At 67.7% G+C, this 17,783-nt stretch carries 18 protein-coding genes; 3 read left to right on the forward strand and 15 right to left on the reverse strand.

From position 1 onward, the window contains the following. Positions 1–13 precede the first annotated feature (13 nt). The 11 genes from ATK74_RS11150 to ATK74_RS11200 all read right to left on the reverse strand — a co-directional run bounded on the left by ATK74_RS11150 (position 14) and on the right by ATK74_RS11200 (position 10,173). The gene (locus ATK74_RS11150) at positions 14–889 is read right to left on the reverse strand and encodes a carbohydrate ABC transporter permease (protein WP_098461099.1); all 876 of its coding nucleotides are present in this window, start codon (positions 887–889) and stop codon (positions 14–16) included. Then, positions 889–1,824, reverse strand: a complete 936-nt coding sequence (locus ATK74_RS11155) for a carbohydrate ABC transporter permease (RefSeq protein ID WP_098461100.1) — start codon at positions 1,822–1,824, stop codon at positions 889–891. The genes ATK74_RS11150 and ATK74_RS11155 overlap by 1 nt, the downstream gene beginning before the upstream one ends. Before the next feature lie 79 nt (positions 1,825–1,903). Next, the gene (locus ATK74_RS11160) at positions 1,904–3,247 is read right to left on the reverse strand and encodes an ABC transporter substrate-binding protein (RefSeq protein WP_098461101.1); all 1,344 of its coding nucleotides are present in this window, start codon (positions 3,245–3,247) and stop codon (positions 1,904–1,906) included. 42 nt (positions 3,248–3,289) lie between these two features. Next, the gene (locus tag ATK74_RS11165) at positions 3,290–4,330 is read right to left on the reverse strand and encodes a LacI family DNA-binding transcriptional regulator (protein ID WP_169923827.1); all 1,041 of its coding nucleotides are present in this window, start codon (positions 4,328–4,330) and stop codon (positions 3,290–3,292) included. A gap of 142 nt (positions 4,331–4,472) precedes the next feature. Beyond that, entirely contained in the window at positions 4,473–5,333 is an 861-nt protein-coding gene (locus ATK74_RS11170) for a PfkB family carbohydrate kinase (RefSeq protein ID WP_098461103.1), read from the reverse strand. Continuing rightward, complete coding sequence (locus ATK74_RS11175) at positions 5,330–6,076, reverse strand: VOC family protein (protein ID WP_098461104.1); 747 nt, start codon at positions 6,074–6,076, stop codon at positions 5,330–5,332. Before ATK74_RS11175 ends, ATK74_RS11170 begins: the two co-directional genes overlap by 4 nt. A 25-nt stretch (positions 6,077–6,101) precedes the next feature. Next, the gene (gene proC, locus ATK74_RS11180; RefSeq protein WP_098461105.1) at positions 6,102–6,902 is read right to left on the reverse strand and encodes a pyrroline-5-carboxylate reductase; all 801 of its coding nucleotides are present in this window, start codon (positions 6,900–6,902) and stop codon (positions 6,102–6,104) included. Next, positions 6,899–7,921 carry an aspartate-semialdehyde dehydrogenase gene (locus ATK74_RS11185; RefSeq protein ID WP_098461106.1) on the reverse strand — a complete coding sequence of 341 codons (1,023 nt, stop codon included), beginning with the start codon at positions 7,919–7,921 and terminating at the stop codon, positions 6,899–6,901. Before ATK74_RS11185 ends, proC begins: the two co-directional genes overlap by 4 nt. Before the next feature lie 57 nt (positions 7,922–7,978). After that, complete coding sequence (locus ATK74_RS11190) at positions 7,979–8,458, reverse strand: DUF2500 domain-containing protein (RefSeq protein ID WP_098461107.1); 480 nt, start codon at positions 8,456–8,458, stop codon at positions 7,979–7,981. 129 nt (positions 8,459–8,587) lie between these two features. Beyond that, positions 8,588–9,367, reverse strand: a complete 780-nt coding sequence (locus tag ATK74_RS11195) for a CPBP family intramembrane glutamic endopeptidase (protein ID WP_098461108.1) — start codon at positions 9,365–9,367, stop codon at positions 8,588–8,590. Further along, the gene (locus ATK74_RS11200; protein ID WP_098461109.1) at positions 9,364–10,173 is read right to left on the reverse strand and encodes a sugar phosphate isomerase/epimerase family protein; all 810 of its coding nucleotides are present in this window, start codon (positions 10,171–10,173) and stop codon (positions 9,364–9,366) included. Before ATK74_RS11200 ends, ATK74_RS11195 begins: the two co-directional genes overlap by 4 nt. Positions 10,174–10,271: 98 nt before the next feature. Here ATK74_RS11200 and ATK74_RS11205 point away from each other — a divergent pair, with 98 nt between their 5' ends. Further along, a complete protein-coding gene (locus ATK74_RS11205; RefSeq protein ID WP_098461110.1) occupies positions 10,272–10,907 on the forward strand; it encodes a VOC family protein in 636 nt (211 codons plus the stop codon). A gap of 47 nt (positions 10,908–10,954) precedes the next feature. Beyond that, entirely contained in the window at positions 10,955–12,352 is a 1,398-nt protein-coding gene (radA, locus tag ATK74_RS11210; RefSeq protein ID WP_098461111.1) for a DNA repair protein RadA, read from the forward strand. A 57-nt stretch (positions 12,353–12,409) separates the two neighbouring features. On the opposite strand, the gene ATK74_RS11215 is transcribed toward radA, so the two are convergent. After that, complete coding sequence (locus tag ATK74_RS11215; protein WP_098461112.1) at positions 12,410–13,054, reverse strand: hypothetical protein; 645 nt, start codon at positions 13,052–13,054, stop codon at positions 12,410–12,412. A 129-nt stretch (positions 13,055–13,183) separates the two neighbouring features. On the opposite strand from ATK74_RS11215, the gene ATK74_RS11220 reads away from it, so the two are divergent. Next, on the forward strand, positions 13,184–13,912 hold the full coding sequence (locus ATK74_RS11220) for a DUF4190 domain-containing protein (protein WP_098461113.1): 729 nt from the start codon (positions 13,184–13,186) through the stop codon (positions 13,910–13,912). A 58-nt stretch (positions 13,913–13,970) separates the two neighbouring features. Here the strand turns inward: ATK74_RS11220 and ATK74_RS11225 are convergent, their stop codons facing one another. The 3 genes from ATK74_RS11225 to ATK74_RS11235 form a co-directional block, all read right to left on the reverse strand. Continuing rightward, positions 13,971–16,469 (reverse strand): ATP-dependent Clp protease ATP-binding subunit, encoded by a 2,499-nt coding sequence (locus tag ATK74_RS11225; RefSeq protein WP_098461114.1) that lies wholly within the window; start codon positions 16,467–16,469, stop codon positions 13,971–13,973. A gap of 147 nt (positions 16,470–16,616) precedes the next feature. Continuing rightward, positions 16,617–16,940, reverse strand: coding sequence for a histone-like nucleoid-structuring protein Lsr2 (locus tag ATK74_RS11230; RefSeq protein ID WP_098461115.1), 324 nt, complete (start codon positions 16,938–16,940; stop codon positions 16,617–16,619). A 313-nt stretch (positions 16,941–17,253) separates the two neighbouring features. Next, positions 17,254–17,772 (reverse strand): hypothetical protein, encoded by a 519-nt coding sequence (locus ATK74_RS11235; RefSeq protein ID WP_098461116.1) that lies wholly within the window; start codon positions 17,770–17,772, stop codon positions 17,254–17,256. Positions 17,773–17,783 lie beyond the last annotated feature (11 nt).

The raw sequence follows: 17,783 nt of genomic DNA on the forward strand, positions 1-17,783 counted from the left end.
GGCGGTTGGCGGGTTACTTGACTGAGCCGGCAGTGACGCCGCGGGTCAGGGTGCGCTGGAAGATCAGGAAGAAGATCAGCGCTGGGAGCAACGACACCAGCGCACCGGCGTTGATGGTCGGCGCATCCATCATCCGATCCCCCTGCAGCGAACTCAGCGCGATCGGCACGGTCTGGGTGTCGTTGGAGGTCAGCATCACCAGCGGGATGAAGAACTCGTTCCAGGTCCAGATGAAGAAGAACACCATCAGGACGCCCAGAGTCGGCTTCATGATCGGGTAGACCACCGACCACAGGGTGCGGAACCGTCCGGCGCCGTCCAGGGCGGCGGCCTCGAGCAGTTCGTTCGGGAAGGTGCTGAGCACGCTGGAGAGCAGGTAGATGCCGAAGGCGGCCTGAATCACGGTGAAGATGATGATCACCGACCATTGCGAGTTCGACAGGCCGACGGCGTTGGCCATGGTGAACAGCGGATAGATGATCGACTCCTGCGGCAGCATGTTCGCGATCAGGAACAGCGCGATGATCCAGGTCCGTCCCCTCACCCGTCCGATCCCCAGTGCGTAGGCGGTGATCAGCGACAAGAAGGTGCCGAACACGGCGACCAGACCAGAGATGAAGATCGAGTTGAGCAGCTTGATCGGGAAGTTCGTCCGGTTCCAGAAGGTGGCCAGGCCGTTGGTGTAGAAGCTGGACGGCAGGCTGAGCGGCCCGTTCTGCGAGTAGTCCTGGGCCGACTTGAAGGCGTTCAGCAGCATGATCAGGATCGGGGCCAGCATGGCGATCGCCACCAGGATGGCCACCGCCAGGACGATCCAGCGGACCGGCCCGTGAGCGTAGCGGGAGTGCAGCTTCTCGGCGCGCCGGGCGCCGACTCGCAGCGAGCTCATCAGCGGGCCCCCCGTTCTTCACGCTCAACCCGGGCCTGGAAGAACAGGATCGCGCTGGCGATCGCGATGATCACCAGGGTCAGCACCGTGGCCACGGCGGCGCCGTAGCCGACCTTCGACTTGTCGAAGAAGTTCAGGAACGAGTAGTAGCTGGGCACCAGCGTGGTGCCTTCGGGTCCGCCGCGAGTCAGCACGTAGACCGGCGCGAACACCTTCAGGGCCGCGATGGTGCAGGTCAGGGTGACCACGAACGTCTCCGGCTTGATCTGCGGCAAGGTGATGGCCCGGAATCGAGCGCCCCAGCCGGCACCGTCCAGTTCGGCGGCCTCGTACAGCTCGGGGTCGACCCGCTGCAGCGCCGACATGAAGATCACCACCGGGTAGCCGATCTGCACCCAGATCAGGACCAGCATCACGCTGGGCATGGCCAGGGCCGGGTTACCCAGCCAGTCCGGCGGGTCGGTGACGCCGAGTTGGCCCAGGAACACGTTCACGGCGCCGTCCTGGGCGTTCAGGATCCAGTTCCAGACGATGCCGGCCACGGCCACCGGCAGGATCTGCGGAAGGTAGTAGGTCGCCCGCAGCACCGCGGCCACCCGGGGGCCGAAGCACCGTCCGAGATAGTCGAACAGGACGGCGGCCAGGATCAGTCCGATGATGGTCGGGATGATCACCATGGCCACGATCATCGAGATCGAGTTCCGGAAGGACGTCCAAAAGGCCTCGTCAGCGAGCAGATCGGCGTAGTTGCCCAGGCCGACCCAGCGCATCGGGGCGAGCCCGCCCTTCCAGCGGAACAGGCTGAAGTACAGGTTCATGGCCAGCGGGTAGCCGATGATCACGGCGAAGGCGATGATCGCCGGCAGCAGGTAGGGCAGGTAGCCCACCCAGCTCGCCTTGCGGCGCCGGCGGGGGGCGGTGGCGGTGGTCGCCATGGTCGGAACTCCTCGGACGTGGGGGGACCGGGCCCTTGGTGGGGCGGGAGAGGTACCGCCCCACCAAGGTTCTGGCGGGTCAGCCGTTCAGAATGTCGGCCTTACCGGTGGTGTAGGCCTTGCCAAGCCCCTCGAGGGTGGCGTTGACGTCCTTGTTGCCGTTGGCCAGCGCCTGCAGCTGGGCCACGATGACGTCGTAGAAGCCGGCCACCGGCCAGTCGGGGTAGAACGCCAGGCCGTCCTGGGACAGGATCGAGTTGAAGTTCTCGGTCAGTTCCTTGACCTTCGGGTCGGTGATCGCGGACGTGTCGCCGGCCACCGGCAGGCCACCCTTGGCGGCCAGGACGTTCTGGACGTCCTTGCTCAGAGTGATGTCGATGAACTCCTTGGCCAGATCAGCGTTCTTGGCCTTGGTCGGGACCACCCACAGGTTGCCGGACGAGCCCGGGTGCAGCTTGTTGCCGGGGAAGGTGAACATGCCCCAGTTGGCCTTCATCTCGGTGGACAGTCGGCCGAACCACCAGGAGCCGGAGACCATCATCGGGTAGGTGCCCTTGATGAACGCCACACCCATGTCCTCAGCCTTCAGAGCCGCGGAGTTCTTGGCCAGGTAGCCCTTCTTGATCCAGTCCGAGAGGGTCTGGGTGCCCGTGGTGAGCGGTGCGCCCTGCCAGTTCACGTCCGACTTGAACAGCTGGTAGCCGTCCACGAAAGAGCGATCGCCATTAGCCAGGACCAGCTCGTACCACAGCTGGCCCAGCGGGTACTCGGCACCGGCCGTTGCCAGCGGGGTGACGCCCTTGGCCTTGAAGGTGTCCATCACCTTGAGGAACTCGTCCATGGTGGTCGGGACCTTGAGGCTGTACTTATCGAACATGTCCTTGTTGTAGTAGACGCCCACGAACTCGCCGTAGTTGGGGACGCCGTACCACTCGCCGGAGCCCATCAGGCCCTTGTCGTCGTACTTCGCGGTGGCCGACAGCGAGCCGGCCAGCTTGGTGTCCCAGCCGTACTGCTTGGCGGCGTCGGTGAGCGGGGCGATCAGGCCCTGCGCGGCCAGCTGGCCGGCGGTGGCGTTGCCCTTGTTGTACTCCATGACGTCGGGGACGGTGTCGCCGGTGAGGACGATCTTGGCGTTCTTCTGGATCTGCTCGAAGGTCTGCTCCTCGGTCTTCACGGTGACCTCAGGATGCTTGCTCTTGAAGATCTCGATGGCCTTGGCCCAGGCCTGGCCCATGGCCGAATCGTCGGACTCGTAGTCCCAGATGGTGAAGGTGCGGGCCTCAGCGGGTGCAGCTGCCGAGGAGGACGCGGGGCTTCCAGACGGGGCCGCCGTCCCGGCAGCACCGCCGGAACACGCGGTCAGAACAAGCGCTAGCGACGCCGATGTCGCCACGAGCGCCAGACCCGAAATGCGCTTCATGAGTTGTCCTTTCGGAAAGGGTTCTTGCCGGGGTTCCGGCGGTCACGAACGACCAAGGTCGACGTTCGCTATGGTCCGGGCTGGACCAATGCTCATCCCTGGCTCCAGCACGCAGGCGATGAGTTGATTCGGGATCGGCTGGCGGGCCGGATCAAGCTGGCTGAGCAGACAGTCGACTGCCAGCCGTCCCAGTTCCCCGCCCGGGGAGTGCATGGTGCTCAAGACCGGGTAGCTCAGCGTGCCCACCCCGGGCGAGGTGACGATGCCCAGCACTGAGACGTCGTCGGGAATGGCCAGGCGGCGAGCCTGGAGTTCGGCATAGACCCCGAAGGTGGCCAACTCGTTCATGGTGACGAAGGCGGTCACCCGGGGATCAGAGGTGAGGAGGTCGGCGGTCACCTTGCGGCCGACCACCGGCGAGTCCTCACAGGCGCGGCTGAGCGCGGTCAGGCCGCGCTTGGCCATCTGCTCATCGAAGGCCGCGGCGGCCCGGACGGCCGGGCCGTAGCCGGCGTCGATCCGCTCCTGGGAGTGATTGATGAACGCGATGTGCCGGTGGCCCAGGCCGGCCAGGTGGTCGATGGCACCGATTACGGTGGCCTCGAAGTCGATGTCGACGCTGGGACGAGCGGAGACGTCGCGAGTACGTCCGATCATGGCGTAGGGGATCTTGGCCGCCTCGAGAATGTCGATCCGGTCGTCGTCCAGGCAGACCTCCATCACCAGGACGCCGTCGGCCATTCCCTGGCGGGCCAGGTTGCGCATCTCCTTGCCCTCGGAGTCGCGGAACGGCCACAGCACCAGCTGATAGCCCGACTCGCGGGCTCGCTGGGCAGCGGCCTGGACGAACTCGCCGCCGGTGTTGCCGACCGTGGCCACCTCTGGGTAGATCAGCGCGATGACGTTGCTGCGCCGGGAGGCCAGGGAGCGGGCCATGGCATTGGGGTGGTAGCCGAGTTCGCGCATGGCGACCTGGATCCGCTGGCGGGTCTCGTCACTGATCGGACGAGTGCCGGACAAGGCATAAGAGACCGTCGACACCGATACGCCGGCCTTACGTGCCACGTCAGCGATGGTCGCCACGCTCGCCTCCTCGAGAGCATCGAAGCGCTTAGTCGAAGCGCTTCGATGCAATAGTCCGGCGCTGCCCCCGGCTTCGTCAAGAGGGTGAGCCGAGCAATCCTGCTGAGAGCGCGGGAGCGAGCCTGCGCAGTGCGGCTGAAGCTCAGGAGAGCAGGCTGTGAAGCGCGCTGCGCCAGACGAAGGGGCCGATACTGGCCACCCGGGTGGAGGCTGCCGCCACCGCGAGGGCCAGGGCCTGGGTTCGCGGCAATCCGGCGGCCAGCGCGTAGGCATAGGCGCCGTGCAGGACGTCGCCGGCACCGAGGGTGTCCGCAGCCCGGATCGAGTCCGGGACCACCTGACCGGTCGCCGTGGCCGTCCACCACTGCAGCGGCTGGGCGCCATGGCTGACAGAGATCAGCTGCGGGCCCAGGGCCAGGAGCGCGGACGCGTCCAGCCCGCCGGGGTGGACGTAATCGGCCGAGCAGAGGACGTCACTGGCCAGGGGGAACAGCTCATCGAAGCTCGGCTTGTGGGAGCCGGCGTCCACCACGATCGGCAGGCCTCGCTCGTTCGCGAACCGGGCCGCCGGCAGCGCCAGCGCGGGATGGTGGCCGTCGACCAGCAGCACCTGGGCCCGCCCCAGCTCGGGCGCCGGCAGCGTCGGGAAGTCCGGCTGATGCGCCGAACCGGAGACCACGATCCGATCGCCGGTGGCGCTATCGACCAGCACGCAGGACGCCGTCAGCTCGAAGCCCGGCGGGGCGGCATCGATCACCTCGACCCCGGCACCGGCCAGGTCGGCGCGGACCACGTCCGCCGCACTTCCGTGGCCGATCGCCGTCCACAGCACCGGACGTCCACCCAGCGCGGCGAAGGCGATCGCGGCATTGGCGGCCGGGCCGCCGGCGGCCAGCCAGGTGTCAGTGGCCACCACCTTCTGATTGGGGGCCGGGACGCCGTCCACCCGTTGCACGACATCGAGGGTGGCCAGGCCGACGAACCAGCCGGTCGGCGCACTCATGGGGTGCGGCCGTCGCCCAGATCCAGGACGCACAGGCTCAGCCCGCCGGGCGCCTCCATCACCGTCCAGCCGCTGCGGACCGCCCGGGACTGGGCACCGAGCGCGGTCAGCCGCTCGACCTCGGCCGGACGATCGTCGGTGCTCATGTGCAGGTGCCCGGAAACCTCGGTGGCGATCACGGCCGGCTGCAGCAGCAGCCCGAGCGCCCAGTCGCCGGCCGCCCGGCGAACCAGCGGATCATCGCCGCCCCGAGCCGCCCAATCGCCACCCAACAAGGACTTCCAGAACCTCACCTCGGCCGGATAGTGCACCGCAGGGACGTCCAGGCAGACCTCGGTGACCCGGCTGAAATGACCTTCGGGCCAGTCCACCGGCGTGGGCACCGCGCCGAGAGTTTGGGTGACCAGGCAGAACACCTGGCCGGCCGGGGAGCGCATCACCAGGTAGCCGTGGCCGAAGTCGGCAATCAGCTCCGCGCCCAGCGACTCCGCGGTCTCGGCGGCCGTCCACGGGTCGGTGACGTGCAGGTCCAGATGTACCCGGGTGGGGCCGTCACCGAGCCGCTGCACCCGCAGGTACTCGTCCCCGGTGTGCGGCAGCAGGCTGGCGAACTCCTCGAACTGGCCGCGGCGAGCCGAGAGCCGGTGTCCGGTGGCGTCCACCCAGAAATCCACGCCCGCGTCGAACTCGGACGCGGGGAAGTCGGCGAAGGCGGTCAGCCAGAACGGCGTGGCCTCGGACATGGCAGCTCCTCGCCGGCCGGGACGATCATGAGCCGGCGAGATCCCGGCTGCGGTCGCGAGCGGCCTCCATGGCAGTGATGAAAGCAGCCTTGACCTTGTTCGCCTCCAGCTCGCGCAACGCGGCCGCAGTGGTGCCGCCGGGCGAGGTGACTCGCTCGCGCAGCACGGTCGGGTGCTCCCCGGAATCGGCCAGCAGCTTGGCCGAGCCGTACATGGTCTGCACCACCAAGGTGGTGGCGATGTCTCGCGGCAGGCCGAGCATCACACCGGCGTCGATCATGGCTTCCACCACGAAGAACAGGTAGGCCGGGCCGGAGCCGGAAATCGCGGTGACCGCGTCCTGGTACTTCTCCGGGACGGTCACCACCTTGCCGACCGCGCTGAGCAGGCCGGTGACGAACTCCAGGTTGGCGGCAGTGGCCGACGAGCCGCCGGAGATGGCGGCCATCCCCTCGTCCACCTGGGCCGGGGTATTGGGCATCACCCGGACCACCGGAGTGCCATCAGGCAGCGCAGCCTCCAGTCGGCTGGTCGAGACACCGGCGCACAGCGACACCACCAAGGCACCTGGACGCAGCGCGGACGCCACCTGCGGCAGCACCTCGGCCACATCCTGCGGCTTGACCACGATCACCACGGCATCCGCCCCGGCCACAGCCGGTTCGGTGTCGGCGATCGAGATGCCGTGCCGGGCGCTGAGCTCGGTCAGTCGAGCCGCGTGCCGATCGGCGGCGGTGATCTGGCTCGGCTCCCAGCCGGCCCGGATCAGCCCGGCGATCAGGGTCTCCCCCATCACGCCGGCGCCGACCACCGCCAGGCTGTTCATCGCGAGGCCACCACTTCGGCGATCTGGACGGCGTTGAGGGCGGCCCCCTTGCGCAGGTTGTCGTTGCTGATGAACAGCACCAGGCCGTGTCCGCCGGGCACCGACTGGTCGGTGCGGATCCGGCCCACGAAGCTCGGGTCGGCGCCGGCCGCTTCGCGCGGGGTCGGCACGTCCGACAGCGCCACCCCGGGGGCGGTGGACAGCAGTGCGGTGGCCTGGGCGACCGTGGTCTCCTCGGCGAACTCGGCGTGGATGCTCAGCGAGTGGCCGCTGAACACCGGGACGCGCACGCAGGTGCCCGCGACCAGCAGGTCGGGAATGTGCAGGATCTTGCGCGACTCGTTGCGCAGCTTCTGCTCCTCGTCGGTCTCGCCACTGCCGTCATCGACCAGCGAACCGGCCAGCGGGACGACGTTGAAGGCGATCGGCTTCACATACGGTGTCGGGTCGCCGGCCGGCACCGCGGTGCCGTCCAGGGCGAGCCGGGCCGGGTCGACCGCGGCAGCGGTCTGGTCGGCCAGGGCGCGGACGCCCTTCACCCCGGAGCCGGAGACGGCCTGATACGTGGCCACCGTGAGCCGAGTGAGCCGCCAGGCGTCGTGCAGCGGCTTGAGCACGGGCATGGCGGCCATGGTGGTGCAGTTCGGGTTGGCGATGATCCCCTTGGCCGGGTTCAGCGCGTCCTCCGGGTTCACCTCGCTGACCACCAGCGGGACGTCCGGATCCATCCGCCAGGCAGAGGAGTTGTCGATCACGATCGCACCGGCTGCGGCCACCTTGGGGGCGAACTCGCGCGACGTGGACGCTCCGGCCGAGAACAGGGCGATGTCGATCCCGGAGAAGTCGGCGGTCGCGGTGTCCTCCACCACGATCTCGCCGCCCGCCCAGGGCAGCTTGGTTCCGGCCGAGCGGGCCGAAGAGAAGAAGCGGATCTCGTCCACCGGGAAGTTACGTTCTGCCAGCAGGGTCCGCATCACGCCGCCGACCTGACCGGTCGCTCCGAATACACCAACACGCATGGTGGCAACCCTAGCGGGGCGGACTGAAAGCCCCCTGAAGGTCCGCCTAATGCACGCTCAGCGAAGGATTTCTCTGGAGAAACCTAAGTACTGGGTGCCCTTCATCGACACCGAACCGCGATCCCCGACCGACAACAGGCCGTACTCGCTGGCCGGAACCTCGAGTTCGAAGCGGGTCCCGTCCGCCTGCTCGAAGGTGACGTAATGCTGCTGGTGGATCGGGTTGTTCGAGCTCTGAAAGCCCGTGCCGACACCGTTCATGCCGGAGCCGATCATGGACGTCCCGCCACCACTGGTCTCGATCCGCTTGTCCCGGACCTCGGCCGCGGCACTCACCTCCGGCGACTGCGCATTCTTGATCTTGGGCAACACGCCTCTGACGATGGCCAGGATGATCATCCCGATCACCACCGCGAAGAAGAGCCCGATGAAGATCTGCATCATCAAGAGCATCGAGTCGAAGTGCGGGTCCATGCCCGGCACAGGCCCAGATCCTTGGTCGAAGCCGGAGCCAGGGTCCATCGGGTCGAAGTCCATGCCGCCAGCCTAGTCAGCAAGCACCCCGAAGGTCCGACTTCGCGCGACAGCCGTCATCTGCACCTCCATCCGGGCTCAGCCAGGATGACGCCCGAGCCTTCGCCTCGCCGAGGCGAGGCGAGGACGCCGCTACAGCCAGGAGACGTACGGGGCGATCAGCGCGTAGCCGACGAACGAGAACAGGTCCAAGATCACGTGGGCCACCACCAGCGGGCCGATCCGTTTCGTCTTCAGATAGACAAGACCGAAGACCGCACCCATCACCACATTGCCAATAAAGCCGCCGAAGCCCTGGTACAGGTGGTAGCTGCCCCGCACCAGCGCCGAGCCGAGCACGATCGTCCACAGCGGCCAGTTCAGTTGCTTGGTGCGGGTGTACCAGAAGCCGATCATCACGACTTCCTCGAGGACGCCGTTCATCAGGGCCACCCCGATCAGCACCGGCACCGTCCACCAGTTCTGGGCCAGGTTGGCCGGGGCCACGTTGGTGTTGATGCCGATGGCCCGCGCCGTGAAGTACAGCGCCAGGCCCGGGATCCCGATGCCAGCGGTCAGTGCCCAGCCCCAGCCGAAGTCGAACCACGGCCGACGCAGGTCGAAGCCGATCCGGCGCCGGTCTGCGGTCAGGTGCAGCAGATACAGCGCCAGCAACGCCGGGATCAGCGGGAACACCAGATTGGCGACCTGGTAGGACAAATCGAGCCAGGGACGCTCGGCGGCCACCGACGAGGTGATCGTGGTGGTCTGCTGATTCAGCGGCTTGCCGCGAGTCAGCTTGTCGGCCAGCGAGAGGGCCGAGTAGACCGCCGACTGGCCCAGCGAGACGCCCAGCACCAGCAGCAGTTCCCAGCCCGGACGAAACCGCGGACGTTCCTCGACGGCCACCTCGGCCAGCGGAGCCTCGCTCATCCTTGTCCCTCTCGGTTCAGTCCCTGTCGGGCGAAGGCCAGACAGCTGGCCAGGGCGTCGCGACGTTCCGTCCGACTCATGCCGCGGGTGCCGACCTCCAGCACAATCTGCCCCCGATAACCGGTCTTGACCAACTCGGCCAGCACAGCGGACGGGTCCTGGTCACCGTCGCCGGGCAGCAGGTGCTCGTCGGCCGAGCTATGCGTCCCGTCGGTCAGATGGACGTGGGCGAGCCGCTCACCCCAGTCCCGGACCAGTTCCAGCGACGACAGCCGCGCGGTGGCCGCATGGGAAAGGTCCAAGGTCAGGTGGTCGCAGTCGAGCTGGGCGCAGTCCCAGCTGGGCGCATAGGCCCGCAACTCGCCGCCGCCCGGCCCGCGCCACGGATACATGTTCTCCACGGCGAACCGGATCCCGGTGCTCTGGGCCAGCCGGCGCACCCCGGTGGTGAAGTCCTGAGCGTAGCCGCGCTGCCAGCGAAACGGCGGATGCACGACCACCACGCCGGCCCCGAGCCGGTTCGCGGCCATGGCCGAGCGCTCCAGCTTCTCCCAGGGATCGATCCCCCAGGTGCGCTGGGTGAGCAGCAGGGTGGGCGCGTGGACGGCCAGGACCGGCACCTCGTGATAGGCCGAAAGGTCGGCCACCTGGTCGACATCGGCCGAGACGCTGTCGGTGCCCACCATCAACTCGATGCCGTCATAGCCGAGTTGCCGGGCCAGGGCGAAGGCCGATGCCGTCGACTCGGGGAACACCGAGGACGTGGAAAGCACCACCGGCGACGTGCCGTCCAGGGGTTCAGCCACCCGTCCATGGTAGGCGAGGCACAATTCGACGACGTCGCTGGGTGCTCGCAGATCGGGCCGATTTCGCGTCCGGCCCCCTTGACAGCCAGAATGGCCCTATGCGTGTCGATCATCTGACCTTCGCGGCTGGCCCCGCCGGACTGAAAGCCGAGGCCGAGCGCCTGGGTGACCTGCTCGGTGCCCGTTTCCGCGACGGCGGCTTCCACCCCCGTTTCGGCACCCGCAGCCACATCCTTCCGCTGGCCGACGACCGCTATCTCGAAGTGGTCGAGGTCCTGGAGCACCCGGCAGCCGAGAAGGCGCCGTTCGGCCAGGCCGTCCGGGCGCGCTCGGAGATGGGCGGCGGTTGGCTCGGCTGGGTGATTTCGGTGGACGACCTGAGCCCGTTCGAGCAGCGTCTCGACCGCCAGGCCGTCCGTGGCTCCCGGCATTTCCCCGACGGACGCCTGCTGGAGTGGGATCAGATCGGGATCAAGGGCCTGATCGCCGACCCGCAGCTGCCCTACTTCATCCGCTGGACCTCCGAGCCGGAGCTCCTGCCCAGTGCGCTGCACGGCGAGATCAAGCTGGATCGGATCGAGATCGCCGGCACCCGCTCTCGGGTCGAGGACTGGCTGGGCACCGAGATCGGCGAGGTCGTCGACGGCGTCCGGATCAAGTTCAGCTCCGAGTACGGCCAGCCCGGCATTCTCTCGGCCACCTTCCAGACCCCCAACGGCAAGGTCAAGATCTAGCGATCCCCGCCTCCGGTTCTGTCAGAGCCGGGACGTAGCTTCGGGACATGGCCAAGACCGTCCCGCAGTCCCATCAGTGCAGTGAGTGTGGCTGGCGCGCACCCAAATGGCTGGGACGCTGCCCACAGTGCCAAGCCTGGGGCAGCATCGCCGAGGTCGGAGTCAGCGCAACCCACGGGGCCACTGCTCCGGTGAACCCGGCCCAGCCGATCACCGAGGTCTCGCTGGCCGCGGCCGCGTCCCTCGGCTCCGGAGTTGGTGAACTCGATCGGGTGCTCGGCGGCGGGATCACCCCCGGTTCGGTGGTGCTGCTGGCCGGTGAACCCGGGGTCGGCAAGTCCACTCTGCTGCTCGAGGTGGCCAGTCGCTGGGCCCGGGCCGGGCGCCGCACCCTGTACGCCAGCGCCGAAGAGTCCGCCGCCCAGGTGCGGCTTCGCGCCGAACGCACCCATGCCGTAGTGGACGAGTTGTACCTGGCCGCAGAGAACGACCTGGGTGCGATCCTCGGCCACATCGAAGAGCTCTCCCCGCAACTGCTGGTGCTCGACTCGGTGCAGACCGTCCAGGTGCCCGGAGTGGACACCACCCCGGGCGGGGTCGCCCAGGTGAAGGAGGTGACCGCTGCTCTGGTCCGGGTGGCCAAGCAGCGGGCCATGCCGGTGCTGCTGATCGGCCACGTGACCAAGGAGGGCACTGTGGCCGGCCCGCGCACCCTGGAGCACCTGGTCGACGTGGTGCTCAACTTCGAAGGCGAGCCGCACAGCAGCCTGCGGCTGCTCCGGGCCGCGAAGAACCGCTTCGGCCCGGCGGACGAGGTGGGCTGCTTCGAGCTGACCGAAGACGGCATCCGGGAGGTGGCCGACCCCAGCGGACTGTTCACCGCCCTGCATGCCGAGCCGGCCCCCGGCACCTGCCTGAGCATCTCGCTGGCCGGGCGGCGTCCGCTGCTCACCGAGATCCAGGCGCTGGTGGCGCCGAGCGCGGCCCCGATGCCGCGCCGGGTCACTCACGGCGTCGAGTCCGGACGGGTGGCCATGCTGCTGGCCGTCCTGCAGCGCCGGGCCGGGGTGAAGCTGCACAACAAGGAGGTTTACGTCTCCACCGTGGGCGGTGCCCGGCTGATCGATCCAGCCTCCGACCTGGCTGCGGCGATCGCGGTGGCCTCGGCGGCCTGTGACCAGTCCTTCGCCCGGCCGGTGGTGGCGATCGGCGAGATCGGCCTGTCCGGCGAGCTGCGCCGGGTCCCCGGCGTCGAGCGTCGGCTGGCCGAGGCGGCCCGGCTGGGCTTCCAGGTGGCCCTGGTCCCGCCCGGTTGCGGCGGACGGGTGGGTGCACTCCGCGCCGTCGAGGTGACCACCGTGGCCAACGCGCTGGCCGTCCTCGGGCTGCGCAAGAAGACTGATCCGGAGCGTCCGCAGCTCAGTGTGGTCGAGCAGGCCGGCTGATCGGTCTGCGAGGACGTCCCGCTGCTGCCGACATGGGCTGCCGTCCGCCGACGACCGCTACTTGGCAGTGACCGACATCACCTTCCGGGCCAAGGTCACATTGCGATAGGTGGCCGTGGCCACATAGGTGCCCGCACCGAGCACGTCCTTGGTGGTCTTGCAGCCCTTGGCCGAGCGCTTCACCGGCCAGTCGATGCCGAGTTCGACCGGCTTGCCCTTGCTCAGGGTAAGGGTCTTGCCGGGCAACAGCTTGGCGCAGTGATCGGTGGTCCAGATCCGGTCCGCCCCGCTGCTCACCGCGAGTTCGACGGTGCCGACCTCGGCGTCGAACAGGCAGTCGGCGTCGGCCTGGCTGGTCAGGGTGAGCTTGAATGGCTGGGTGCCGCCAGCCTTCACCGTCCCGTAGCCGGCCAGGCTGGCCGAAAGGCTCTCGGCGGCACAGGCCGTCGGCGCCACCGGGGTGGACGGAGTGCTGGCGGAGGCGGTGGGAGTCTGGGCAGCAGTCTGGGCAGGAGTGGTGATCGGGGCACTCGGGCTGGCCGGGCGGGTCGGTGGCGCCGCAGCCAGCGGCGCCGGGCCCTTGGGCAGGAACAGCCAGACCAGGCCGACGATCAGGGCCAGCGGCACCAGCAGCACGAGGGCGCGACGGAGCCAGTAGACCGCGGCGGGCCGCTCACCCACCGGATGCAGCACCGAGCCCATAGGCCAAGGCTAGGTCGACCCGGCCAAGACCAGGGGCACACCACGCCGAACCACGGGGTTACCTGATCCGTACTGCACACCTGGCCGGTACCTTTGAGGCAGACACACCATGACTTTGTGAGGGCAGAGATGACTGATCCGACCGCTGACTCCACTCCGGGCGCCGAGGCGACGCCGCCGGCGGACGATCTGACGTTCCCGAAGTTCGACGAGCCGACCAGGGTTGACCCGTTCAGCCTGCCCGACTCGACCCAGCCGGACACCTCCGCGTCCAGCCACCTGTGGGATCTGCCCACACCGGCCGCGGAACCGACCACGACCAGCTACCCGGGGCTGAACTACCAGGCGCAGGCTGCCTACGCCCAGCCCACCTATCCGCAGCCCCAGCTGCAGCCCGGCCCGTCGGCGTCCGCCTCGACGGGGTATCCGAACCCGACCGGGTACGCCCAGCCGACCGGCTACCCGCAGGCCCCCTACGGACAGTCTTCGGGCTACTCGCAGCCGGCTCAGGCCGGCTACCCCGAGCCGTCCGGTTATGCCGGTTACGGGCAAGAGATGGCCACCCAGCAGCAGCAGCCCTACGGCTACGGCTATCCGATGGCGCCCGACCACCCCAGTTCGACGGTGGTGCTGGTCCTCGGCCTGATCGGCATGTTCCTGTTCCCGCTCACCGCGCCGGTCGCGTGGGTGATGGGTTCGAAGGCCCGCGCCGAGATGAAGGCCTACCCCGGCCGGTGGGGCTCCAGCGGCACCCTGACCGTCGGCTGGGTGCTGGGCCTCATCACCTCGGTGATCTGGCTGCTGATGATCGGCGTCATAGTGCTGGGAGTTGTCGGCATGGCCGCGTTCTACCGCTGAGTTCCTGGACAAGCGAAAGCGGCCCGGTTCCGAAGAACCGGGCCGCTTTTCTATTACGTCAGGGCTGGACGACGTCCGCCGTCGGTGAGTCCGGAACCGGCTGCTTGCGCTGACCGGTGAAGGTGAACGGGAACTCCGATCCCTCCGGGGCCACATCGACCACGACGATCTCGCCGGGCAGCACTTCGGCGAACAGGATCTTCTCGGCAAGCTGATCCTCGATGTCGCGCTGGATGGCCCGCCGCAACGGACGCGCTCCCAGCATCGGATCGAAACCACGCTTGGCGATCAGCGCCTTGGCCGCAGACGTCAGCTCGATGCCCATGTCGCGATCCTTGAGCCGCAGCTCGATCTGGGCGACCATCAGGTCCACGATCCGCTCGATGTCGGCGCCGGTGAGCTGGTGGAAGACCACGATCTCGTCCACCCGGTTCAGGAACTCAGGGCGGAAGTGCTGCTTGAGCTCGTCGGAGACCTTGGCCTTCATCTTCTCGTAGCTGCCGACCTCGTCGGTGTTCTGGCTGAAGCCCAGGTTCACCGACTTCGAGATGTCGCGAGTACCCAGGTTGGTGGTCATCACGATCACGGTGTTCTTGAAGTCGACCACCCGGCCCTGGGCATCGGTCAGACGACCCTCGTCCAGGATCTGCAGCAGCGAGTTGAAGATGTCCGGGTGGGCCTTCTCGATCTCATCGAAGAGCACCACGCTGAACGGCTTGCGGCGCACCTTCTCGGTGAGCTGGCCGCCCTCTTCGTAACCCACGTAGCCAGGAGGCGAACCGAACATCCGGGAGGCGGTGTGCTTCTCGGAGTACTCGCTCATGTCGAGGGTGATCAGGGCGTCCTCGTCACCGAACAGGAACTCGGTCAGCGCCTTGGTCAGCTCGGTCTTGCCGACGCCGGACGGGCCGGCGAAGATGAACGAACCGCTGGGCCGCTTGGGATCCTTCAGTCCGGCCCGGGTACGCCGGATCGAACGCGACAGCGCCTTGACCGCGTCGTGCTGGCCGATGTAGCGCCGGCCGATCTCCTCCTCCATCTTGAGCAGTCGAGCCGACTCCTCTTCGGTGAGCTTGAAGACCGGGATGCCGGTGGCACCCGACAACACCTCGGCGATCTCTTCCTCGCCGACCTCGGCCGGGACGTCCGAGTCGCCGGTCTTCCAGGCCTCTTCGCGCTCAGCCCGGGCGATGTTGAGCTTACGCTCGTCATCACGCAGCCCGGCAGCCAGCTCGAAGTCCTGGGCGTCGATGGCGGCTTCCTTCTGCAGGCGCACCGCAGCGATCTTCTCGTCGAACTCGCGCAGGTCCGGCGGCGCGGTCATCCGCTTGATCCGCAGCCGGGCGCCGGCCTCGTCGATCAGGTCGATGGCCTTGTCCGGCAGGAACCGGTCGGAGATGTAGCGGTCGGCCAGCTGGGCGGCCGCGGTCAGGGCAGCATCGGTGATGGTGATCCGGTGGTGCGCCTCGTAGCGGTCACGCAGGCCGCGAAGGATGTCGATGGTCAGCGCGATGGACGGCTCGGCCACCTGGATCGGCTGGAACCGGCGCTCCAGAGCGGCGTCCTTCTCGATGTACTTGCGGTACTCGTCGAGGGTGGTGGCCCCGATGGTCTGCAGCTCGCCACGGGCCAGCATCGGCTTCAGGATGGACGCAGCATCGATGGCACCCTCGGCCGCACCGGCTCCGACCAGGGTGTGGATCTCGTCGATGAACAGGACCACGTCGCCGCGGGTCTTGATCTCCTTGAGCACCTTCTTCAGGCGCTCCTCGAAGTCACCGCGGTACCGGGAGCCGGCCACCAGCGCACCCAGGTCAAGGGTGTAGATCTGCTTGTCACGCAGGGTCTCGGGGACGTCGCCTCGGACGATCTGCTGGCTCAGGCCCTCGACGACTGCGGTCTTGCCGACACCGGGCTCGCCGATCAGCACCGGGTTGTTCTTGGTGCGCCGGGACAGCACCGTCATCACCCGCTCGATCTCTTTGGCGCGACCGATCACCGGGTCGAGCTTGTTCTCTCGAGCCGCCTGGGTGAGGTTGCGTCCGAACTGATCGAGGATGGTCTGGGCCGACGCGGCCGGACCGGACTCGGGAGCACCGGCGGTGGCCGCCTCCTTGCCCTGGTAGCCGGACAGCAGCTGCAAGACAGTGTTGCGAACCCGGTTCAGGTCGGCGCCGAGCTTGATCAGCACCTGGGCGGCAACGCCCTCACCCTCACGGATCAGGCCCAGCAGGATGTGCTCGGTACCGATGTAGGGGTGGTTGATCTGCAGCGCCTCGCGCATTGAGAACTCCAGCACCTTCTTGGCGCGCGGAGTGAACGGAATATGGCCGGTCGGCGCCTGCTGGCCCTGGCCGATGATCTCCTCGACCTGCTCGCGGACGGCCTCCAGCGAAATCCCCATCGACTCCAGCGCCTTGGCTGCGACACCCTCACCCTCATGGATCAGGCCCAGCAGAAGGTGCTCGGTACCGATGTAGTTGTGATTGAGCATTCGGGCCTCGTCCTGAGCCAGGACGATCACCCGACGGGCACGGTCAGTGAAGCGGTCGAACATTCCGGAGAACTCCTTTTCCCGGCGACGGCCCAACGGGGCCAACCCGTCACCGATGGCACCAACAGCTTAGTCAACGCTGCGACGGTGCTCCGAAGTCCCGTGTTCGCCTCCGGCTCAATCTGAGGCCGGAGGCGAACCGGATCTTGCTCAGCTGTGAGCGCGCTCGTAGGCCTCGCGCACCTCGGCCGACACGCGGCCGCGGGCCGAAACCTGCATTCCCTCCGAGACCGCCCATGCCCGAATATCGGTGGCGGCGGTGCCGCCGGCCTTGCGCTTTCCACCGGCCCGACGAGCAGTGCGCTCGCGCTGACCGGCCGCGATGTAGGGGGCGAAAGCATCGCGAAGCTTCTTGGCGTTGGCGGTAGAGAGATCGATGGAGTAGCTCACTCCGTCGAGCGAGAAAGCGATCGTCTCGGCGGCTGCGGAGCCGTCGAGGTCGTCAGTGTGGATCACCTGAACTCGCTTGGCCATGTGGTTCCTTTCGATATGCCCTAGCACGGAAGTGCTATTGGCTCCCCTAATCTGCGTGTTGAAGCATATACCCGGTGCGAGAAACTGCAAGTTGGCCAAGTTGATTGCGGGTTGTGGCAATTCGGTCAGAAATCCAACGGACGTGGAGATCGGAGCAGGCCGGGCACGGTACCACTTGCCGTCAAATCTGAAAGCGGTTGCAGCGGTCCGAATTAGGTCGATCAGACATCAGGCCTGCAGCCGAGCCCAGCGAAACGCCGATGCCACAAGCGCCATCACAAAGGCGAGCCGGCAGCGATAGTGACCGCTGCGGTCAGGCTTGGCGCAGCTCGTCCAGGCCCTCGCCCGGCGGATTGGCCAATGCCCGGAGTAGGACCACCGTTGGGAACCCCTGCGCATCCCACAGGTCGGCCAGCGTGGCATCGCGTCCCCGGGTGGGCAGAGCCAGGATCTGCGCCTCCTGAAGGCCCATCCGCCGACCCAGCTCGGCCCGAAGGGCTGCCTTGTCACCGCGCAACTGGGCAACCTCAAGCTGAAGCCGCCCAGCCTCCGCCCGAGCCTCGTCCAGGCTGTGCTGCAGGCCCTGATTACGCTCGATCACCTCGTCAATGGTGCGATCGGTACGCAGCCGGAAGCTGGCAACCTCGGCCGCTGAGCGAAATGCATCCGCTGCCTGCTCGCTCAGCAACAAGAATCTGGTCTCGCGGACTTCACCCCAGGCCCGGACGGTGGCGAACACACCCGCGCCGATGGCGATCACCGCACTGGCGATCGCGCCCCAAAATCCCAAGAATGCGGTTGCGATGGCAACCAGCGCCGCCGAGACGAGCACTACTTCAGCCT

This window comes from Propionicimonas paludicola (genome assembly GCF_002563675.1).
GTDB classification, from domain to species: domain Bacteria; phylum Actinomycetota; class Actinomycetes; order Propionibacteriales; family Propionibacteriaceae; genus Propionicimonas; species Propionicimonas paludicola.

Excerpts from the sequence above, each read along its gene's own strand:
- ATK74_RS11150 (WP_098461099.1), bottom strand. The coding sequence starts at position 889 with ATGAGCTCGCTGCGAGTCGGCGCCCGGCGCGCCGAGAAGCTGCACTCC.
- ATK74_RS11155 (WP_098461100.1), bottom strand. The coding sequence starts at position 1,824 with ATGGCGACCACCGCCACCGCCCCCCGCCGGCGCCGCAAGGCGAGCTGG.
- ATK74_RS11160 (WP_098461101.1), bottom strand. The coding sequence starts at position 3,247 with ATGAAGCGCATTTCGGGTCTGGCGCTCGTGGCGACATCGGCGTCGCTA.
- ATK74_RS11170 (WP_098461103.1), bottom strand. The coding sequence starts at position 5,333 with ATGAGTGCGCCGACCGGCTGGTTCGTCGGCCTGGCCACCCTCGATGTC.
- ATK74_RS11175 (WP_098461104.1), bottom strand. The coding sequence starts at position 6,076 with ATGTCCGAGGCCACGCCGTTCTGGCTGACCGCCTTCGCCGACTTCCCC.
- proC (WP_098461105.1), bottom strand. The coding sequence starts at position 6,902 with ATGAACAGCCTGGCGGTGGTCGGCGCCGGCGTGATGGGGGAGACCCTG.
- ATK74_RS11185 (WP_098461106.1), bottom strand. The coding sequence starts at position 7,921 with ATGCGTGTTGGTGTATTCGGAGCGACCGGTCAGGTCGGCGGCGTGATG.
- ATK74_RS11190 (WP_098461107.1), bottom strand. The coding sequence starts at position 8,458 with ATGGACTTCGACCCGATGGACCCTGGCTCCGGCTTCGACCAAGGATCT.
- ATK74_RS11195 (WP_098461108.1), bottom strand. The coding sequence starts at position 9,367 with ATGAGCGAGGCTCCGCTGGCCGAGGTGGCCGTCGAGGAACGTCCGCGG.
- ATK74_RS11205 (WP_098461110.1), top strand. The coding sequence starts at position 10,272 with ATGCGTGTCGATCATCTGACCTTCGCGGCTGGCCCCGCCGGACTGAAA.
- radA (WP_098461111.1), top strand. The coding sequence starts at position 10,955 with ATGGCCAAGACCGTCCCGCAGTCCCATCAGTGCAGTGAGTGTGGCTGG.
- ATK74_RS11215 (WP_098461112.1), bottom strand. The coding sequence starts at position 13,054 with ATGGGCTCGGTGCTGCATCCGGTGGGTGAGCGGCCCGCCGCGGTCTAC.
- ATK74_RS11220 (WP_098461113.1), top strand. The coding sequence starts at position 13,184 with ATGACTGATCCGACCGCTGACTCCACTCCGGGCGCCGAGGCGACGCCG.
- ATK74_RS11225 (WP_098461114.1), bottom strand. The coding sequence starts at position 16,469 with ATGTTCGACCGCTTCACTGACCGTGCCCGTCGGGTGATCGTCCTGGCT.
- ATK74_RS11230 (WP_098461115.1), bottom strand. The coding sequence starts at position 16,940 with ATGGCCAAGCGAGTTCAGGTGATCCACACTGACGACCTCGACGGCTCC.